Annotated in this window: 22 protein-coding genes and 1 tRNA gene; 17 read left to right on the top strand and 6 right to left on the bottom strand. The window is 70.8% G+C overall.

Going from position 1 to position 18,965, the window contains the following annotated elements; genetic code table 11:
* Positions 1–18: 18 nt before the first annotated feature.
* Positions 19–1,578 (top strand): SNIPE associated domain-containing protein, encoded by a 1,560-nt coding sequence (locus SSP08S_RS56820; protein WP_043260108.1) that lies wholly within the window; start codon positions 19–21, stop codon positions 1,576–1,578.
* Between the two features lie 17 nt (positions 1,579–1,595).
* On the opposite strand, the gene SSP08S_RS40200 is transcribed toward SSP08S_RS56820, so the two are convergent.
* The 4 genes from SSP08S_RS40200 to SSP08S_RS56815 form a co-directional block, all read right to left on the bottom strand.
* Positions 1,596–3,356, bottom strand: coding sequence for a copper resistance CopC/CopD family protein (locus SSP08S_RS40200; RefSeq protein WP_019073310.1), 1,761 nt, complete (start codon positions 3,354–3,356; stop codon positions 1,596–1,598).
* 174 nt (positions 3,357–3,530) lie between these two features.
* Positions 3,531–4,304, bottom strand: coding sequence for an SDR family NAD(P)-dependent oxidoreductase (locus SSP08S_RS40195; RefSeq protein ID WP_019073309.1), 774 nt, complete (start codon positions 4,302–4,304; stop codon positions 3,531–3,533).
* Positions 4,292–4,759 (bottom strand): cupin domain-containing protein, encoded by a 468-nt coding sequence (locus tag SSP08S_RS40190; RefSeq protein ID WP_019073308.1) that lies wholly within the window; start codon positions 4,757–4,759, stop codon positions 4,292–4,294. Before SSP08S_RS40190 ends, SSP08S_RS40195 begins: the two co-directional genes overlap by 13 nt.
* Positions 4,760–4,768: 9 nt before the next feature.
* Positions 4,769–7,444, bottom strand: coding sequence for a GNAT family N-acetyltransferase (locus SSP08S_RS56815; protein WP_019073307.1), 2,676 nt, complete (start codon positions 7,442–7,444; stop codon positions 4,769–4,771).
* A gap of 97 nt (positions 7,445–7,541) precedes the next feature.
* Between SSP08S_RS56815 and SSP08S_RS40180 the strand changes: the two genes are divergently transcribed.
* The 5 genes from SSP08S_RS40180 (at position 7,542) to SSP08S_RS64325 (ending at position 10,185) form a co-directional block, all read left to right on the top strand.
* Positions 7,542–8,255 (top strand): siderophore-interacting protein, encoded by a 714-nt coding sequence (locus tag SSP08S_RS40180; RefSeq protein WP_019073306.1) that lies wholly within the window; start codon positions 7,542–7,544, stop codon positions 8,253–8,255.
* A 24-nt stretch (positions 8,256–8,279) separates the two neighbouring features.
* Complete coding sequence (locus tag SSP08S_RS40175) at positions 8,280–8,876, top strand: HhH-GPD-type base excision DNA repair protein (RefSeq protein ID WP_019073305.1); 597 nt, start codon at positions 8,280–8,282, stop codon at positions 8,874–8,876.
* 63 nt (positions 8,877–8,939) lie between these two features.
* A complete protein-coding gene (locus SSP08S_RS40170) occupies positions 8,940–9,605 on the top strand; it encodes an HdeD family acid-resistance protein (protein ID WP_019073304.1) in 666 nt (221 codons plus the stop codon).
* Positions 9,606–9,684: 79 nt separating this feature from the next.
* Positions 9,685–10,005 (top strand): hypothetical protein, encoded by a 321-nt coding sequence (locus SSP08S_RS40165; protein WP_019073303.1) that lies wholly within the window; start codon positions 9,685–9,687, stop codon positions 10,003–10,005.
* Positions 10,006–10,062: 57 nt separating this feature from the next.
* On the top strand, positions 10,063–10,185 hold the full coding sequence (locus SSP08S_RS64325) for a hypothetical protein (protein WP_019073302.1): 123 nt from the start codon (positions 10,063–10,065) through the stop codon (positions 10,183–10,185).
* A 126-nt stretch (positions 10,186–10,311) separates the two neighbouring features.
* Here SSP08S_RS64325 and SSP08S_RS40155 read toward each other — a convergent pair whose 3' ends face one another.
* Positions 10,312–11,826: a helicase HerA-like domain-containing protein gene (locus SSP08S_RS40155; protein WP_019073301.1), complete on the bottom strand. Its 1,515-nt coding sequence runs from the start codon at positions 11,824–11,826 to the stop codon at positions 10,312–10,314.
* Between the two features lie 105 nt (positions 11,827–11,931).
* Here SSP08S_RS40155 and SSP08S_RS40150 point away from each other — a divergent pair, with 105 nt between their 5' ends.
* Positions 11,932–12,228 carry a type II toxin-antitoxin system VapB family antitoxin gene (locus SSP08S_RS40150; RefSeq protein WP_003999914.1) on the top strand — a complete coding sequence of 99 codons (297 nt, stop codon included), beginning with the start codon at positions 11,932–11,934 and terminating at the stop codon, positions 12,226–12,228.
* Between the two features lie 121 nt (positions 12,229–12,349).
* Positions 12,350–12,970 (top strand): LytR C-terminal domain-containing protein, encoded by a 621-nt coding sequence (locus SSP08S_RS40145; protein ID WP_019073300.1) that lies wholly within the window; start codon positions 12,350–12,352, stop codon positions 12,968–12,970.
* Positions 12,971–13,038: 68 nt separating this feature from the next.
* Here SSP08S_RS40145 and upp read toward each other — a convergent pair whose 3' ends face one another.
* Positions 13,039–13,674, bottom strand: a complete 636-nt coding sequence (gene upp / locus SSP08S_RS40140; RefSeq protein WP_019073299.1) for a uracil phosphoribosyltransferase — start codon at positions 13,672–13,674, stop codon at positions 13,039–13,041.
* Between the two features lie 148 nt (positions 13,675–13,822).
* On the opposite strand from upp, the gene SSP08S_RS40135 reads away from it, so the two are divergent.
* The 9 genes from SSP08S_RS40135 (at position 13,823) to SSP08S_RS58810 (ending at position 18,927) form a co-directional block, all read left to right on the top strand.
* Complete coding sequence (locus tag SSP08S_RS40135) at positions 13,823–14,017, top strand: hypothetical protein (RefSeq protein ID WP_019073298.1); 195 nt, start codon at positions 13,823–13,825, stop codon at positions 14,015–14,017.
* Positions 14,018–14,261: 244 nt separating this feature from the next.
* Positions 14,262–14,795, top strand: a complete 534-nt coding sequence (locus SSP08S_RS40130) for a tRNA adenosine deaminase-associated protein (protein ID WP_019073297.1) — start codon at positions 14,262–14,264, stop codon at positions 14,793–14,795.
* A 56-nt stretch (positions 14,796–14,851) separates the two neighbouring features.
* Positions 14,852–15,283 (top strand): tRNA adenosine(34) deaminase TadA, encoded by a 432-nt coding sequence (tadA, locus tag SSP08S_RS40125; RefSeq protein ID WP_019073296.1) that lies wholly within the window; start codon positions 14,852–14,854, stop codon positions 15,281–15,283.
* A 67-nt stretch (positions 15,284–15,350) separates the two neighbouring features.
* Positions 15,351–15,435, top strand: a tRNA-Ser gene (locus SSP08S_RS40120).
* A gap of 123 nt (positions 15,436–15,558) precedes the next feature.
* Entirely contained in the window at positions 15,559–15,735 is a 177-nt protein-coding gene (locus tag SSP08S_RS62680; protein WP_019073295.1) for a hypothetical protein, read from the top strand.
* A gap of 22 nt (positions 15,736–15,757) precedes the next feature.
* Positions 15,758–16,051 carry a Dabb family protein gene (locus SSP08S_RS40110; RefSeq protein ID WP_019073294.1) on the top strand — a complete coding sequence of 98 codons (294 nt, stop codon included), beginning with the start codon at positions 15,758–15,760 and terminating at the stop codon, positions 16,049–16,051.
* Between the two features lie 143 nt (positions 16,052–16,194).
* On the top strand, positions 16,195–17,067 hold the full coding sequence (locus SSP08S_RS40105) for an RNA polymerase sigma factor SigF (protein ID WP_078532672.1): 873 nt from the start codon (positions 16,195–16,197) through the stop codon (positions 17,065–17,067).
* 268 nt (positions 17,068–17,335) lie between these two features.
* On the top strand, positions 17,336–18,226 hold the full coding sequence (locus SSP08S_RS40100) for an RNA polymerase sigma factor SigF (protein WP_019073292.1): 891 nt from the start codon (positions 17,336–17,338) through the stop codon (positions 18,224–18,226).
* 38 nt (positions 18,227–18,264) lie between these two features.
* Positions 18,265–18,927, top strand: coding sequence for a hypothetical protein (locus tag SSP08S_RS58810; protein WP_043260105.1), 663 nt, complete (start codon positions 18,265–18,267; stop codon positions 18,925–18,927).
* The last annotated feature ends 38 nt before the right edge of the window (positions 18,928–18,965 follow it).

The following is an 18,965-nucleotide window of genomic DNA, read 5'->3' as shown; positions in this document are numbered from 1 at the left end:
CTCAGGGGGGATGGGTCGATGAGTGCTTTCCGGTTCAATCCGCCACCCGGCTGGCCTGTGCCGCCTCCGGGTTGGGCGCCGCCGCCGGACTGGGTGCCCGACCCGACGTGGCCGCCGCCTCCGGACGGCTGGCAGTTGTGGGTGCCGGAGGCGGCTGCTCCTGGGACCGTCACGCCGGCAGTGCCCGAACCGGCCTCTCCCGCCGTGCCCGCACCCCGTAAGAGCGGACTGTTCGGTCGTCGGCGTGCCGACGCCCTGTCCGAGGCCGACGAGTTGCGGGCCTGGATCACCAGGACGCAGGGGCTGGAGGCCGCGCAGGTGGCCGATCTGGTACGGCGGACCGAGTTGGAGGCGGCCGAGCTGCGCGAGCGGTCAGCCGCCGAGGCCGCCGCGGAGGCCCAGGGGGTGTTGAAGGATGCTCGGGAGACGGCCAAGGAGATCCTCGACGACTCCCGTCGGACCGCGAAGGAGACCGAGCGGGTCCGCAAGGACGCCGACCGCCAGCGCCAGGAGGTGTTCGACGGTGAGCGGCGGCTCGCCGAGCTGCAGGCGCGGATCGTGGTCACCGACGAGACCGCAATGCTGCAGGAGGCCGGTGTCTACGCCTACCGGCACGCCCTGCACGACGCCATCGCCTACCGCAGCCGGCTCGACACCCTGCAGACGGAGATCAAGAACCTCGCCCGCACCGACCAGGCCGTACTCGCCATCACGGGCTGGACGGTCAACGGCTCCACCCGCGAGGGCCAGAAGATGGTCCGCGACTTCTCCAAGCTGATGCTGCGCGCCTACAACGCCGAGGCCGACTACGCAGTGCGGACCATGCGTCCGCACCGGCTGCGCTCACTCGTCGACCGTCTCTACAAGAGCCGCGAGACGATCGCCAAGCTCGGCGCCACCATGCACATCCGCATCAGCGACGAGTACCACAACGCGCGGGTACGGGAGTTGGAGCTGACCGCCGACTTCCTGCAGAAGAAGGACGAGGAGAAGGAGGCCCAGCGCGAGGCTCGCGCCAAGGAGCGCGAGGAGGCGGCCGTCCAGCGCGAACTCGACCGACAGCGCGAGAAGTTGAACAAGGAACTCGGCCACTATCAGGCGGCCCTCGACCGGCTCCGCGAGCGCGGCGACGAGGCGGCCGTCGCCGAGATGGAGGCCAAACTTGCCGAGATCGAGGGCGCGTTGCAGGACGTCGAGACCCGCGCGGCGAACATCCGCACCGGTTACGTGTACGTCATCTCGAACGTCGGTGCCTTCGGAGACCGCGTCGTCAAGATCGGCATGACCCGAAGACTCGAACCACTGGACCGGATCTACGAATTGAGCGGCGCCGCGGTGCCGTTCCGCTTCGACGTCCACGCGCTGATCTTCAGCAAGGACGCGGTGGGCCTCGAATCAGAACTCCACCGCCAGTTCGCCCCACGCCGGGTGAACCAGGTGAACGGTCGGAAGGAGTTCTTCTACGCCACTCCGACCGAAGTCCGGGACGCGCTCCGGCCGTTCACCGGCCAGCACCTGATCGAGTTCACCGAGGAACCCCAGGCACTGGAGTGGCGGGCCAGCAAACAGCCGACATGACCACGCGCTCCGCCCTGCTACCGCACGATCCGCACCCGCCGTTCCACGCTCACCTGGTCGATGTCCGATGTCCGGACCGTCACCTTCATCGTCCAGGTGCCGGCGATGGGGAGGTTGAGGGAGTTGGTGCCCCAGTAGCCGCCCTCGTCCTTGATGTTGGCGTCGAGGGGGCCGATCTTCTGGGACGGGAGGGTGAAGGAGAGGCGGAGTTCGGGGACCGTGGCGAAGCCGCCGTCGGGGCCGTAGACGACTGCCTCGACCGAGTTCAGACCGACGCGGCCGGGGTCGAGGGTGATCTGTACCTTGCCGCCGGCGTTGCCGACGCGGAAGGGGACCATGGTGACGGAGGCCGCGGGGATGTCGGCCGGGGTCGCCGTCTGCTGTGCCTCCGCCGCTGCCCTGCCGGGGAGTGTGTTGGTCAGCAGGGTGGTGATCACCAACACAATGACGCCTACGGCCACTTCGAGCAGGACCGAGCGGCGGAGGCCGCGGCGGTATCCGTCCGGGGAGCCGTCACCGGCGCCGGGGTCCGGGAGGGCCTCGCCCTCACCCCGGCTGGTGGAATGTGGCGTCCCGTCTGCCCCCGTCTTCACCAACTCCGGTACCCGGAGCGGTACTTCCGCCCCCGCCAACCGTGCCGTCCACTGTCTCGACCAGGCCGCCGCCGCGAGCAGCAGTACCACCGCGCCGAGTTTCACCAGCAGGATGTGGCCGTAGGACGTGCCGGTCAGGGCGTTCCAGGAGCCGAGGCCGCGCCAGGACTGGTAGATGCCGGTGACGACCAGGACGGTGACCGAGATGAAGGCGAGGCGGGAGAAGCGGGCGACCGGGGCCGCGTCGAGGTCGGGTGAGCGGTAGAGGACGGTGAGCAGGGCCGTGAGGCCGCCCAGCCAGACCGACATCGCGAGCAGGTGCAGGACCGCCGAGGTCATCGCCACCGGTACCTGGATGCCGGCGGACGCGTGCTCCGCCGACGCCCAGGTCAGGGCCAGGCCGACGGCCAGGGCGGTGCCCGTCCCCAGGGCGACCCGTCCGAACCGGTCCCGGCCCCGGAGTCGTAGGAGAAAGGCCGCCGTTGCGGCGAGGAGGAGCAGGCGGGCCGCCAGGGCCTCGCCGGGGCGGGTGGTGAGCGTGCGAGGGAGGGCGGCGGGGTCGAACGCCGTGGCCAGGCCCGTGCCCGCCTCGTAGGGGGCGCGGAGGATCAGGAGGGCCAGGGTGGACGCGAGGAGGGTCCACCAACCCGTCAGGATCGGCTTGTTGAGGACCGTGGGGTTCGGGGGGCGGCACAGGGCCAGGAAGGTGGCCGTGCCGATGAGGAGGGCGGCGGCTATGTACGCGAAGTAGCGGGCTGTGTCGTACAGGCTGGCCGTCAGCGGGTTCTCGTTCGGGGCCGTGCTGATCGGGGTGGTGGTGGCGGAGGGTTTGCCGATGGAGAAGGTGAAGGCGCCCGAGACGGGGTGGCTGTCGGCCGAGACGACCCGCCAGGCGACCGTGAAGGTGCCGGTGCCGAGCTTGGCCGGGAGGGTCACGCTCGCCGTGTCGCCGGCGTCCTTCGCGTGGTGCGCGGAACTCGTCTTCACCCGCCGGTTGTCGGGGTCGTAGACGCGGAAGGAGTCGTCGAGCAGGGCGACGGACTCGGAGAAGGTGAGGGTGAGGGCGCGGGGGGCCGACTTGAGGACGCTTCCGTCGGCGGGGTCGGTGGATTCGAGGGCGGCGTGCGCGGACGCGGTGCCCGCGCTGCCGAGGAGGAGCAGGACCAGCACGGTGCCCAGCAGCACCAGCCCTTGAACTCCTCGCCGCCGACTGCCTCGGCCGTCCCCGTTGACTCCGTAGTCGCCGTTGACTCCGTCGCGTCCAAAACGCTGTCCCTCATTCCGTCGTCGGCGCACGTCATATCTCCGTCTTCGGACTTGCAGGCCTCGGGTTATGTACGGAAGAACCGTTCCCTTCGCTCACCACGTGGGCCGGGCCGAGACTCCGCCGTCCACGACCAGGTCGTGCCCGGTGACCCAGGAGGCGAGGGGGGACGCCAGGAACACGCACGCGTCGCCCACGTCCTCGGGCCGGCCGAGTCGCCCGGTCGGTGCCGCCTCCCGCCATCTCCGCACCCCTTCCGGCCAGGCCTCCGCCAGTCCCTCCCGGTCGATCAGGCCCGGCGAGACCGTGTTGACGCGGATGCCGTACGGGCCGTACTCCAGGGCCGCCGACCGCGCGTGCATCACCACGGCCGCCTTGGACGCGGAGTAGTGCGCGTGCAGCGGCGCGGGGGCGCTCGCCTCGATGGACGCGATGTGCGTCACCGTTCCGCCCTCTGCCCTCATGGCCTCGGCCGCCGCCTGCGTGCACGCGAACACGCTCGTCAGATTCGTGTCGACCACCGCCCGCCACTCCGCCGCCGTCATCCCGTCCAACGGCTGCGTCGGCTGTACGCCCGCGTTGTTGACCAGCGCCGTCAGCCGCCCGCCGCCGAACTCCGCCGCCTCGCGCACCAGCGCCCGGCAGGCGTCCTCGTCGGTCAGATCGGCTTGCAGTACGACGGACCGGGCGCCCAACTCCCGTACCCGGGCCGCCACTTCACTCGCCGCCTCCACCGCCGTACGACAGTGGACCGCGACCGCCGCCGCACCCTCCTCGGCGAACCGCAGGGCGATGCCCCGGCCGATGCCGCCGCCCGCGCCCGTGACCAGCGCGACCTGGCCGGTCAGCAGGCCGCTCACGGGCGGCACAGCCCGGTGATGCGGGCGGCCTCGGACGGGTAGCGGGCGGTCAGTTCGGCGGCGTCGCCGTGCTCGTAGCCGTCGTAGGTGAAACCGGGCGCCATCGTGCAGCCGAAGAACGTCCAGGCGCCGAGCGCCCGCGCCCCCATCCACGTGCCGGCCGGCACGGTGAACTGGACGTGCTGGCCGTGCAGGACGTCAGGGCCGAGGACCGCCGTGCGGGAGGTGCCGTCGGGGGCGAGGAGCAGGAGTTCGAGCGGGTCGCCGAGGTAGAAGTGCCAGACCTCGTCGCCGGGCAGGCGGTGCAGCGCGGAGAAGTCCGGGGCCGCGAGGAGAGCGACTATCGCGGTGCCCTCGGGGCGGCCGTCGGACCGTTCCGGGCCCGCCCAGGTACGGCGGAACAGGCCGCCCTCGCGGGGGATCGGCTCCAGGCCGTAGTGGGCGACGAGGTCTTCTGGGGTCACTCCGGCAGGCTACGGGAAGGCCACCTCACGAGGGAGAAACGCCAGTTGGGCGCGCTTTTCGGGCAGGAACACGTCCGGGATGTCGATCTCCGGCAGCACCACCCGCGGTCCCGCCACGAAGCCCTGCCGCAGGAAGCGCGCGACCGCCTTCTCGTTGCGCACATCCGGATCGACCACGATCCGGCGCCGGTCCAGACCGAGCAGGACGTACCCGGCGAGAACGCCCATCAGCGCCGCCGACCAGCCGGGGCGGGCGCCGTCCGGTCCGGCGGGGGCGAGGAGGAGGTGGATGCCGATGTCTCCCGGTTCTACGGCGTAGCAGTCACCGACGCGGTCGGCGGCGGGTTCGTAGGTCTGGAGGAGGGCGACCGGGTCGTCGTCCCTGAGCACCAGGTACGCGTGGTGGGTGTCGAGAGACTCCATGTGGGCGTAGATCTCGGCGACTTGGGTCTGCGTGAGGCCGTTCATGCCCCAGAACGCGGCCCGTTCCTCGCTCACCCAGCGGTGGATCACCTCCGCGTCGGCCGCCGGGTCCAGCGGCAGGACGCGGACGGTACCGAAGCCGTCGACGTACTGTTCGTGGACCGGGCGGCGAGCGGGAGGTTCGGGTTCGAGGCGGGTGAAGTCGGTGATCACCGGCACCAGATCTCCCTTGAGCCACAAGGGGAGTTGGTCGCGGTGGTGCGGTGAGCCGGGCAGCCCCGACGCGCCCAGCGGCACCACCCACAGGCTGTCCTCCCGCCGGGCCAGGTCCCACACGAAGCGGGCCGCCGGGCCGCGCGCGCTCAGATCCGTGAGCCCGGGCACCGAGGAGGTGCACAGCACGCAGTCGTGGTCACCGGACAGGCCAGGCCCGGGAGTTGGGGTGCCGGCGAGCGCCCGCCAGGGAGTCAGACGGTGGGTGTCGCCCCAGGTGCTGAGGGGTGAGGCGGCGACTTCCTCGACCGCCGCCCGTACAGTCTCCGTCCGGTCGATGCCGTACAACTCCCGTGCTCCCAGCAGGTGTTCGAGCGCGAAACCCACACGCGGAAGCAGCGCCAGCCACGGCAGGAACACCTCCGGATAGGCGGGCGGCTCGGCCAGCGCGGCGAACGCAGGGTGCGCCGCGAGCCGTCGTACGACCGCGCCGCGCACGGCCGCGTAGGCGGCGGCGTCCGTGCTGTCGGCGTCCATGCGGCGGTCCCAGGTCAGGAGCCGGTCGCGGAGTGCGGTGGCCTCGGGGGTGAGGTCGGTGAGGGAGGTGAGGTGCTCCAACAGGGGTGTGACGGAGCCCAGTTGGGTGTCCATGTGGATCGCGGGCATGTCTACGGCGGACCAGTGCGTGCGCTCGGCGAGGAGCGCGGCGATGCGGTCGGCGCGGTGGGGTGGGGCGAACTCGACGCCGAGCGGAGTGGCCGGGCCGCGCTGGTTGGCCATGACCGCGATGCCGTCGGCGGCCGGTTCAACGCGGGGCGGCTCGTGCCAGCCGTGCCAGTCGTGGCCGGGTTCCCAGGCGGGGACGAGCCGGGTGCGGTTGGCCTCGGCGCGGAGCGGGACCTTGCCGGCCACCCGGTGCAGCAGTCCGCCCTCGGTGTCGGCGGCCTGGACGACGTTGACGGGTTCGGCCCAGTCGTCGAACGCCCGGTCCACGTCGGCGACTTGGCGGGCGCGGAGGAGGGGGAGGAGGGTGGTGAAGCCGAGGTCCTCGGTGACGCGGGGCGGGTGGCGGAGGCTGATGGCGAGGGGTGGGGTGCCGGGCGGCGCGGTGACTCCGCCGTCGGGGCCCTCCGGCCCGCCGATGACGACCGGTCCGCGTTCGGTCTCGATGATCTCGACCTCGACGGGTGCCTCGCCCGCCACCTCGATCGTCTCCGTGTGCCGGGCCGCGCGCCGCCAACTCCCGTCCGGGCCAAGGGCTTCGACACCGGCGCCGGTGCGGCGCAGGCGCTCCCGGTAGAGGTCCTGGTAGTCGGCCATCGCGTTGGTGATGGCCCAGGCGACCGTGCCGGTGTGGCCGAAGTGCGCGATGCCGGGGACGCCGGGCACGGCGAGGCCGACCACGTCGAACTCCGGGCAGGAGAGGTGGACCTGCTGGTAGACGCCGGGGTCCTCGATGAAGCGGTGCGGGTCGCCCGCGAGGACGGGCAGGCCGGTGGTGGTCCGTGCCCCGCTCACCAGCCAGCCGTTGCTGCCCGAGGTGCCGGGCCCGTCCGTGGCGAACAGGCCGACGGCGTCCGGCCCGAGGTGCCGTATCGCCTCCTCGCGCCACAGCTTGGCCGGGAACCCGGCGAACAGGATGTGGGTGGCGAGCCAGACCCCGAGCGGGGTCCACGGCTCCCAACGGCCGGGCGCCAGGCCCGACTCGGCGAACTCGGGGGCCTCGGACCCCGCTTCGGCGAGACCTTCGTTGACGCCGTCGACGTACGACCGCACCCAGCGCGCGGTCTCCGGGTCCCGTTTCTCCAGGGCGGCGAAGCAGCGTCTCGCCGTGTCGTCGAGGCGGGCGCGCCGGGCGAAGAGGTCCCAGGGCAGGGCGCCAATGCCGAGGAAGGCGGCCGAGGTGCCCTGCGCGCGATGCCGTTCGGTCTCCAGCTGCCAGGCGCGGTCGTGGGCGGTGACGCGGCCCTGGGCGCGGGCGAGTTCGTCGGCGCCGCCGGCGCGCAGGTGGGGGATTCCCCAGGTATCGCGGTAGATCTGGGTCGTCACCCTGTGAACCCTCTGCTTCTCTGTTTCGAGGCTGTTGTTTAGGTTAGCCTTGCCTAAGTAATTGGTGGGGAAAGCGTACGCGAAGGGTGAAGAGACGATGGCACAGGGGCGCGGATGGGAGGGCGCGGTTCTCCGGCTGCTGCGCGCCAAGGACTTCGAGTTCACCGTGACGAGGGCCGAGGACGTCACCCCGCACTACCGCCGCCTCCACCTCACCGACGGTGGCATGCTCGCGGCGACCGGTGTCCACCCGACGATGTGGGTCCGGCTCTGGTTCGACAACGCGGGCAAGCCGCACCAGCGGGCGTACACCCTGGTCGACCCCGACCCGGCGGCCGGCACGTTCGGCCTCGAGTTCGCCCTGCACGAGGGCCGCGCGAGCGACTGGGCGCGGGCGGCGAAGCCCGGCGACACGATCGAGGCGACGGTCCAGGGCACCGGCTTCGAGACCCCCGACCCGGCCCCCTCCCACCTCTTCGCGATCGGCGACCCGGCGTCCGTCCCCGCCGTCAACTCCCTTCTGGGCGCGGTGGGTTCGACGGTCCCGGCGACGATCTGGTTCGAGGGCGAGCCCGCCGGACTCCCCCTCCGCACCGACCCGGACCGCCACGAGATCCGCGCGCTCCCCAGGGGCCGGCTGGCCGAGCGCGTCCGCGCGGAACTCCCCGACCTCCTGAAGTCCACCCCCGACCCCTACGTCTGGATCACCTGCGACACGACGACGACCCGGGCGTTGTCGTCGTACGTCCGCAAGGAACTGGGAGTGCCAAAGGAGCGGGTGCACGCGTTGGGGTACTGGCGGGCATCCTGAGCCCGGACGCGCCAGAATCGATCCATGGACGTCACCCTTCACCTCGCCCAGGACCCCGAGGCCGACGAGCTCCTCGGCCGTTCCCCGCTCGCCGCGCTGGTCGGGATGCTGCTCGACCAGCAGGTGCCGATGGAGTGGGCGTTCAAGGGGCCGCGCACGATCGCCGACCGGCTCGGGGCCACCGACCTGGACGCGGACGACATCGCCGCCCGCGACCCCGAGGCGTTCGCCGCGCTCCTCTCCGAGAAGCCGGCCGTGCACCGCTACCCGGGCTCGATGGCCAAGCGGATCCAGCAGCTGTGCCAGTACCTCGTCGAGCACTACGACGGGGACGCGAGCGCTGTCTGGGCGGGGGTCGGGACCGGGTCCGAGCTGCTGAAGCGGCTCGAGGAGCTGCCCGGGTTCGGCAAGCAGAAGGCGCAGATCTTCCTGGCCCTGCTCGGCAAGCAGCTCGGCGTCACCCCGAAGGGCTGGCGCGAGGCCGCCGGTGCCTACGGCGAAGCCAAGTCCTACCGCTCCGTCGCCGACATCACCGGCCCCGAGTCCCTGGCCAAGGTCCGCGCCCACAAGCAGGAGATGAAGGCGGCGGCGAAGGCCGCGAAGGCGGCCGGCGGCAAGTAACCGCGTCAGCCGGACGGCCCGCCCCCGGTGGCGGGGCGCGTGACCCCGGTCAAAACATGGACCATGACCGAGGCACCGAGCGGCCCCTCCTGGGGCCCGGAGTTCGACGACCGCCGCGCCCACGCACCGCGGCCCCCGCACGACGAGCGCTACCGGGAACCCGACCTCGAAGGTCCCCTGCACGCCCTGTCCAAGGCCGCCTGGCAGGTCGTCCTGCTCACCGGCGTCGCGTCCCTGATCCTGGGCGTCCTGGTCCTCGTATGGCCGGGCGCGTCCCTCTTCGCGGCCGGCATCCTCTTCGGCATCTACCTGCTGATCAGCGGCGTCTTCCAGCTGGTCTCCGCCTTCGGCACCCACAAGGCGACCTCGCTGCGGGTACTGGCGTTCATCAGCGGCGCGCTGTCGATCGTGCTGGGCCTGTTCTGCTTCCGCGGCCCGATGCAGTCGATCCTGCTGCTCGCCCTGTGGATCGGCATCGGCTGGCTGATCCGGGGCATCACGCAGACCCTGGCCGCCGCCTCCGACCAGACCATGCCCGCGCGCGGCTGGCAGATCTTCCTCGGGATCGTCACGTTCATCGCCGGCATCGTCCTCATCGACTCGCCCTTCCGCTCGGTCGCCGTCCTCACCCTCGTCGGCGGCATCTGGCTGGTCGCGGTCGGCGTCGTCGAGATCATCACGGCGATCAGGATGCGGAGCCGGGCCCGGCAGGTACCGACCGCTCTGTGACCGGCCCCCCTACTCCATGCGGGCGTATCTCACTCCGGACGCGATGAACGCCGTAGCCCCACAGGGCAGATTGACCCCCGTGAGCACCGCACGCAGCCTCCCCCGCAGCCGTGCCTGGCTGCGGGCGCTCGTGCTGCTCCTCGCCCTGCTGGTACCGGGCACCCACGCCGAGATGCGCGCGACACCGGTCGCCTCGTCCGTCGAGACGACCATCGAGTACGACGTCCTCGACACGGCCGCCGCCCTACGGCCCTCCGCCCTCGCCGTCCACCGGCCCACCGCACCCCTGCGCCCGGCGCCCGCCCCGGCGTCCCAGGCACCCGAGGGCCGCCCCCTCCCCGCGCCGCACGCACCGTCGTACACCCTGCGCGCCCAGCGCACCGTGGTCCTGCGCTGCTGACGGACCGACCGCCCCGAGCAAGGTCAGCCAAGTCGGTACGACGCGAGGAACACAGCCATGCCCATCGACCCGTACGCGGTCCTGCGCGCCCTGCTGCGCGCGGAGGCCGTACGCAACGCGCCCAAGCCGGACGTCCGCCGGCCCGAACCCCGACAGGCCCCGAAGGAACAGGAGCGCTGAGCAGGTCGGCCGAATCGGCCGCGGTTCGCCGCCCCCCAAGGGGCGCGGCGAACCGCGCGCCCAGCCACAACGGCGCCGAAGCCGACCGACAGCGCTGGCCCCCCCCTTCTGACCTTCAGCGGCGCGCTATCTCTTCCGCCGGGCCGTGCCGAACAGCGAGCGGGTGATCTCGCGGCCGATCTGGGTGCCGACGGAACGCGCCAGGGACTTGAACATGCCGCTGCCGACGACCTGTTGGACCATCGACTCGTCCTCCTTGGCCGGAGCCTTCTTGGCTGCCGCCTTCGGTGTCTCGGCCGGCTCCGGTCGCGCCTCCGACAGCTTCTCGTACGCCGACTCTCTGTCCACAGCCTGTGCGTAACGGCCGTACAGGGACGAGGACTTGACCGCCTGGTCGAGGACGGCCGCGTCGATCGGGCCCATCAGGGACTCGGGGGCGCGCAGGCGGGTGACGGCGACGGGGGTGGGGGCGCCGTTCTCGCTCAGGACGGTGACGACGGCCTCGCCCGTGCCCAGTCCCGTCAGGATCTCCTCCAGGTCGTAGGCGGAGTTCGGGAAGGTCTTCACGGTGGCCTTCAGGGCCTTCTGGTCGTCGGGGGTGAAGGCGCGCAGCGCGTGCTGGACGCGGTTGCCGAGCTGGGCCAGGACGTCGCCGGGGACGTCCTTCGGGGTCTGCGTCACGAAGAAGACGCCGACCCCTTTCGAGCGAATGAGCCGGACGGTCTGCGTGATGGAGTCGAGGAAGGCCTTGGAGGCGTCGTTGAAGAGCAGATGCGCCTCGTCGAAGAAGAAGACGAGCTTCGGCTTGTCGGCGTCGCCGACCTCGGGGAGGTCGTGGAAGAGGTCCGCGAGGAGCCACATCAGGAAGGTCGAGAAGAGCTGCGGTTTGTCCTGGACGGCGGGGAGTTCGAGGACCGAGACCATGCCCCGGCCGTCCGTCGCCGTGCGCAGCAGCTCGCTCGTGTCGAACTCGGGCTCGCCGAAAAAGTCGGCCATGCCCTGCGCCTCGAAGGCGGTGAGGGAGCGGAGGATCACGCCGGCCGTGGCGGTGGACAGGCCGCCGATGTTCTTGAGTTCCGGCTTGCCCTCGTCCGAGGTCAGGAAGGTGACCACGGCCCGCAGGTCCTTGAGGTCGATCAGCTCCAGGCCCTTGGTGTCGGCGTAGTGGAAGATCAGGCCGAGGGACTGCTCCTGGGTCTGGTTGAGCTGGAGCACCTTGGAGAGCAGCACCGGCCCGAAGCCGGTGATCGTGGCGCGGACCGGGATGCCGTGGCCGATCCCGCCGAGGGCGTAGAACTCGGCGGGGAATCCGGTCGCCGTCCACTGCTGCCTGACCTCGGCGGCCCGCCCCGCGACCTTGTCGTTCGCCGCGCCCGGCGCCGAGATCCCCGACACATCGCCCTTCACATCCGCGAGGAACACCGGCACGCCCTGCGCCGAGAGCTGCTCGGCGATGAGCTGGAGCGTCTTGGTCTTGCCGGTGCCGGTGGCGCCCGCGACCAGGCCGTGGCGGTTGAGCATGGGGAGAGGGATGCGGATCTGCGCGTCGGGCAGACAGGCTCCGTCCCAGAGCAGGGCGCCCAGATCGAGTGCAGGTCCTGTGAAGGCGTACCCGGCGGCGATCGTCTCGCTGTCACTCATATCAGCCCTCGGTTCCCTTTTTGCCCGGCTTTGCGGCATCTTTTCCAGCGTCGCACTCCGTCTCCATGGCTGCGCCCGGAACGTCATGACCGGTAGGCTTTCCGTGTGATCTTCAAGCGCATCGGAAACGGCCGGCCGTACCCCGACCACGGCCGGGAAAGCACCCGGCAGTGGGCGGATGTCGCGCCGCGCCCGGTCCGCCTCGATCAGCTGGTGACGACCAAGGGCCAGCTCGACCTGGAAACCCTCCTCGCCGAGGACTCGACCTTCTACGGCGACCTCTTCGCGCACGTCGTGAAGTGGCAGGGCGACCTGTATCTGGAGGACGGCCTGCACCGCGCGGTCCGCGCCGCGCTGCAGCAGCGGCAGGTGCTCCACGCGCGCGTCCTCGAGTTGGACTGACCCACCGCGGTGGACCGTTGACCCTTTCGGGTTGGTCTCGGCGCTGTCGAATGATCATCTAGTAGGCATCGTCGCCCGGGCGCACTACGCTGCGCTCATGAGCATGCTGACTCCCCCAGGCATGGGCGGCCAGTACCGGATCACGGGGGACAAATACCCGCGCATGCGCCGTCCGCGGCGCCGCGGGCGGCTCGTCCTCATGGTGGTCGCGTCCGTCGCCGTGGTCGGTGTGGGCGGGTGGGGCACGTTGCAGCTCATCGACGTCTTCACCGGCGGCGGCAAGCAGGCCGCGGCGGCCGGTCCCAAGGCGGACTGCGCGTCGAAGGTGAGCCCCTCGCCGAGTACGAACGCCGCCGTCCCGAAGCCCGCCCAGATCACCGTGAACGTCTACAACGCCACGCCCCGCAGCGGCCTCGCCAAGTCGACCGCCGACGAACTCAAGAAGCGCGGCTTCAGGATCGGGGACGTGGGCAACGCGTCCGCGCAGTTCGACAAGAAGGTCAAGGGCACCGGGATACTGCTCGGCCCCGCCGCCTCCCTCGACACCTCGCTGCCCGTTCTCGCGACCCAGCTCACCGGCGCCGAGCGCCGCACCGAGCCCACCCGCAAGGGCACCGCCGTCGACCTGATCATCGGCACCGCCTTCAAGGACCTCACGGCGAAGGCGGCGGCCGACAAGGCCCTGGCCGCGCTGAGCGGACCGGCGCCGACGGCCAGTGCCTCACCGAAGGCGTGCTCGTAGGGCCCGGGAGCCCCACGGCAGGTAAGAGCCGTACAGGAATCGGGTGTTGACCCGAGTCCTGCTCGCCCTTACTCGGCCGCGCCGTACAGCCGGTCGCCCGCGTCGCCGAGGCCCGGGACGATGTAGCCGTGCTCGTTCAGGCGCTCGTCGACCGAGGCCGTCACGACCGTCACCGGGGTGCCCGCGAGCTCGCGCTCCATGACCTCGACGCCCTCGGGGGCGGCGAGCAGCACCACGGCGGTGACGTCGTCCGCGCCGCGCTTGATCAGCTCGCGGATCGCCGCGACCAGGGTGCCGCCGGTGGCCAGCATCGGGTCCAGGACGTACACCTGACGGCCGGAAAGGTCCTCCGGCATGCGCGTGGCGTACGTGGAGGCCTGGAGCGTCTCCTCGTTGCGCACCATGCCCATGAAGCCGACCTCGGCCGAGGGCAGCAGCCGGACCATGCCGTCCAGCATGCCGAGGCCGGCCCGCAGGATCGGCACCACCAGCGGGCGCGGGTAGGACAGCTTGACGCCGGTGGTCGCGGCGACCGGCGTCGTGATGTCGACCTGTTCGGTGCGCACGTCGCGCGTGGCCTCGTAGGCGAGCAGGGTGACCAGCTCGTCGGCCAGGCGGCGGAAGGTCGCGGAGTCGGTGCGCTGGTCGCGCAGCGTGGTGAGCTTGTGGGCGACCAGGGGGTGGTCGACGACGTGGAGACGCATGTCCACAACAGTAGCCGGGCCCCGCGGCTGCCGCGGCCCCGCTCCGGCCGCCCGCGACGCCGCCCCCACCGGCCACGATTCCGCCCGCACTGGCATCAAACCGCCCGTCCGGGGGAAAGTGGGAGGGACGGACCGGGGTGGTGAGCCGATGCCTGACCGTGAGTCCCGAGAGGACCCGTCGCAGCACGAGAGCCGGGAGACCGATGCCGAGCGCAGACGGCGCCGGGCACAGTTCCTGCGCGAACTGACCGAGGCCCGTGAGCTGCGCGACCGCGTCCAGCCCCGCCGCGCCAAGGCCGCCCGGCTGCGCCACGCCATGCGTATGCGAACCTTCCGCTGGTAATTGAGGCCTGTCTCACAGGACCTTGTAAGGCCAACCCGGTGCGTGTGCACGGCGATCGCCGCGTACGATCCCGCTGGTGGTCGATCAAACACGGGCGGACACAGGGAGCCGAAGACGTCCCCTGAACGCCTTGTTTCTGCCACGATTCCGAGTGGGTGGGGCTCGGAGCACGAGCTCTCCCCGCCCGTAACCTCCGCCGGGGGGACCCCCAACCGGCACGCCTAAGACCAGTGGGAGAGTCACGGTGTACTTCGCCGCACTGCTCGCGCGCACCGAAGACGGGTGGGAAGCGAGCGACACAGAGCTCGACGATGTCGAGAGCCTGTCGGATCTGGCCGAACTGGCCCGTGAAGCCTCGCCCGAGGACGACACGGTGCTGGTGCTCATCGAGCAGGAGGACGCCTGGTTCGGCGTCGTCCGCATCGACGGCGAGGACGACCCCCGGATCTACGTCTCGGACGCAGCTGCGGCAGCCCGCAGCTCGTACGGCGAGATCCTGCTCACGGACGAGCTGCTCGGCAGGGATCCGGACGACGACGACGTCGTCGATCTGGACTCCCTCGACCTCGACGGCACCGAGGACGGTGACTCCGAGGAGGACGACGACGAGGACGGCACCTCGGCCGAGGCCGTTCCGCACAGCCCGGTCGGGGACAGCCAGATCCTCGACGACCTGGGCGTCGGCGAGAAGGAGCTGCGCCAACTCGACGCAGACGACGCGCTGAGCGCCATCGCCGAGGCCCTGGGGGCCTCGGAGGTCCTGGAGACCGTCCGCTGACCACAGCACGCGCAGAAGGGCCTTCGGACCCGGTACGCGACCGGTGGCGGGCCGCGATGCGGCTCGCCCTGGACGAGGCCGGAGCGGCCGCCCCGGGCGGCGACGTCCCGGTCGGCGCGGTCGTACTGTCCCCGGACGGTACGACCGTGCTCGCCACCGGGCACAACGAACGCGAGGCCAGCGGCGATCCGACGGCGCACGCCGAGGTCCTCGCGATCCGCAGAGCCGCCGCTCACCTCGGTGAGTGGCGGCTGTCCGGCTGCACCCTCGTCGTGACCCTCGAGCCCTGCACGATGTGCGCGGGCGCGCTCGTGCAGTCCCGGGTCGACCGGGTCGTCTACGGCGCCCGCGACGAGAAGGCCGGCGCGGCCGGCTCGCTCTTCGACGTCGTCCGCGACCGGCGGCTCAACCACCGCCCCGAGGTGATCGAAGGCGTGCTCGCGGACGAGTGCGCGCAGCTGCTCACGGAGTTCTTCCGCGACCGCTAGCAGGAACGGTGGCGGGGCCCGATTACCGATTTCAAACCACACCCCACCTTGTTGTAAGGTCTCTCTCGGTAGCGTGTCCGAGCGGCCGAAGGAGCTCGCCTCGAAAGCGAGTGTGGCGCAAGTCACCGAGGGTTCAAATCCCTCCGCTACCGCTTCTGGAGGGCCCCGTCGAGAGACGGGGCCCTCCGTGCGTAGATCCAAAAACGGCCGTGAAGGTTAAACTCACCGCCGGCAACAGGGGGCCCTCGGGCACAGCAGTCACAGGGGAGGCCGCGATGGCGGTGAACGCGAAGAAGATCGCCGTCTATGTGCTCGTGGTCTTCGCGCTGTACGTGATCATCACGGACCCGTCCAAGGCGGCCGACTACGTCCAGATAGGCTTCGAAGGCATATCGGACGCCGCGAAGGCCATCGGCGACTTCATGACCTGGCTGGCCGACGGGGCGCAGTAGCCGACCACCCGGGAGCGTGCAGATGATCCGCCACCTCGTCCTCTTCAAGCTCAACGAGGGCGTCCAGCGCGACGACCCCCGGGTCGTGGCGGGCGTCGAGGCCTTCCGCCCGCTCGGCGACCTGATCGAGGACCTGCGCTCCTGGGAGCTGGGCTGGAACATCAGCGACCGCCCCATCGCCTACGACTTCGCGATCAACTCCTCGGCCGACGACGCCGACGCCCTGAAGCGGTACGTCGAACACCCCGCGCACCAGGCGGGCGTCGCGCTGTGGCGCGAGTTCGCGACCTGGGTGATCGCCGACTACGAAGTCTGAGCACCCCTCTTCAACAGCCCTCCGCCGTTTCGGCGGAGGGCTGTTATGCGTACTGTCAACCAATTTGCCCCTCAACACGGCGTAACGCAGTGATATGCGGTGCTTGCACACAGTGCACATGTGTTGTGATGCTATGACCGCTATTGACGGATGAGTTGACCGATGAAGAGGTGGCGTTGACCGTGTCGGCCAGTACTGCGCCGCCCCAGGAAGTCACGGAAGTCACGGAAGCCCCGCCGGCCGCGCCGCGCAGCCGCGGCGCCGACACCCGGGCCCTCACCCAGGTGCTGTTCGGCCAGCTCAAGGGGCTCCAGCCGGGTACGCCGGAGCACAACCGGGTGCGCGGGGCGCTCATCGAGGCCAACCTCCCGCTCGTGCGCTACGCCGCCGCCCGCTTCCGCTCCCGCAACGAGCCGATGGAGGACGTCGTCCAGGTCGGCACCATCGGTCTGATCAACGCCATCGACCGCTTCGACCCGGACCGGGGCGTGCAGTTCCCCACGTTCGCGATGCCGACCGTCATCGGTGAGATCAAGCGCTACTTCCGCGACAACGTCCGTACGGTCCATGTCCCGCGCCGGCTGCACGAGTTGTGGGTGCAGGTCAACGCGGCGACCGAGGATCTGACGACCGCCTTCGGGCGCACTCCGAGCACCGCCGAGATCGCCGAGCGGCTGCGCATCGGCGAGGACGAGGTGCTGTCCTGCATCGAGGCCGGCCGCTCGTACCACGCGACCTCCCTGGAGGCCGCCCAGGAGGGCGACGGACTGCCCGGCCTGCTGGACCGGCTCGGCTACGAGGACCCGGCCCTGGACGGCGTGGAACACCGAGACCTCGTCCGGCACCTGCTCGTCCAACTCCCGGAACGCGAACAGCGGATCCTGCTCCTGCGCTACTACAGCAATCTCACCCAGTCGCAGATCAGCGCGGAACTCGGCGTCTCCCAGATGCATGTCTCACGGCTACTCGCCCGTAGCTTCCAGCGGCTGCGCTCCGCGAACCGCATCGAGGCATAACCGAAAGCGCGAGCGAGCTGTCACCGTTACGAACGAATCGCTCACCAGGGCGCTTCCCGTCAGTTCTGCGCTGAAAAACCGTCAGACCCCCTTTTTCCAGGGCTGTTTCGTAACAGACAAGTCGACATGTCACTACAGCGTGTTGCCGACATGTGACATTCTGCGGGAAGCGCGTTTGCCGTGGCCCAGGCTCCGGTATTCAGGTGAAGGCACCGCTCCCCCGACGGGGGCGATCGCCGCGACCGTCCCGCGACCCAAAGGGGGTGGCATGTCCGCAGACCAGGGCAGCTCGAAGGTGCTCACGCTCACCAAGAGCGAGGCTGAGCCCGCACTCGACGCCGTTACGGTCCTCGAGGCCGTACCCGCCGTACCGGCCCCGGCCCTCCCGACCACGGGAGCCATCGACACCCGCACCCTGTCCCGCTCCCTCTTCCTGCGGCTCGCCGCACTCGACGAGAACAGCCCCGAGCGCGGTTACGTACGGGACACCCTCATCGAGCTCAATCTCCCGCTGGTGCGTTACGCCGCCGCGCGTTTCCGCTCCCGCAACGAGCCGATGGAGGACATCGTCCAGGTCGGCACGATCGGCCTGATCAAGGCGATCGACCGCTTCGACTGCGAACGCGGGGTGGAGTTCCCGACGTTCGCGATGCCGACCGTCGTGGGCGAGATCAAGCGCTTCTTCCGCGACACGTCATGGTCGGTGCGGGTCCCGCGTCGCCTCCAGGAGCTGCGGCTGGCCCTCACGAAGGCCAGCGACGAGCTCTCCCAGAAGCTGGACCGGTCGCCGACCGTCCCCGAACTCGCCGCGGTCCTGGGCGTGTCCGAGGAGGACGTCGTCGACGGCCTCGCGGTCGGCAACGCGTACACGGCCTCCTCGCTCGACTCCCCGGCCCCCGAGGACGACGGCGGCGAGGGCTCGCTGGCGGACCGCCTCGGCTACGAGGACACGGCCTTGGAGGGCGTGGAGTACCGCGAGTCCCTGAAGCCCCTCCTCGCCAAACTCCCGCCCCGCGAGCGCCGGATCATCATGCTGCGCTTCTTCGCCAACATGACCCAGTCGCAGATCGGCGAGGAGGTCGGCATCTCCCAGATGCACGTCTCCCGCCTCCTCACGCGCACCCTGTCCACCCTGCGCGAGGGCCTCATCTCCGACTGAGGGTTCCTATTTGACGGAGTGTCAGCCACCATGGCGCGATGCTTCGTTCGACACGGACAACTGGCCGCCGAGGCGCCCTCCTGGGCGCGTCGGCGGCCGTCGTCTGCGTGACGCTGACCGCGTGCGCGGGCAGCGGCAACGGCGGTTACGCGGCGGTCGGCCCACCCCGGCCGTCATCCGCCACGACGGCCCACCCGACCGGGAGCGTCACGCTGGTGCCGCTCGACGACCCCAAGTCGCCCGCCGGAAGCGGGACTTCGGGGACGGAAACAGGCACCACACCAGGACCGACGTCCAGCACTCCCGCCCCGCCCTCTTCACCCCCGGCCGCCAAGTCCGCCCGCAGCAGCGCACATCCGCAGTCCTCGCCCCCGACCACCGCTCCTACGACGACTCCGGCCGCCCTCAGCTGGACCACCCCCGCCCGCAAGCCCACGTCCCACCGCTGGTGCGAGGACGTCACCCTGACCTTCCGCAACTCCGGCGGCACGGCGGTCCGTTCGGGCACGGTGACGTTCGGGACGCACATCATCGGCGCCCTGGGGATCGACTGGGCCACCATCAAGTCCACGGAACAGCTGCCGGTACCGATCGCGCCCGGCGCGCGCGAGGACAAGACCTGGACGGTCTGCGTCGACGCGTGGCGAGTACCACTGGGCATGCACATCGAGACGCGGGACGTGTCGGTCGAGTGGGTCTAGACGGCTGCCCCAGCAGCGCCCCAAAGGGGCGCGGGGCT

The organism is Streptomyces hokutonensis, assembly GCF_000376565.1.
Lineage (GTDB): Bacteria > Actinomycetota > Actinomycetes > Streptomycetales > Streptomycetaceae > Streptomyces > Streptomyces hokutonensis.
Note: the sequence above shows the minus strand (reverse complement) of the source record. Positions and strands in the feature narration are given on the sequence as shown.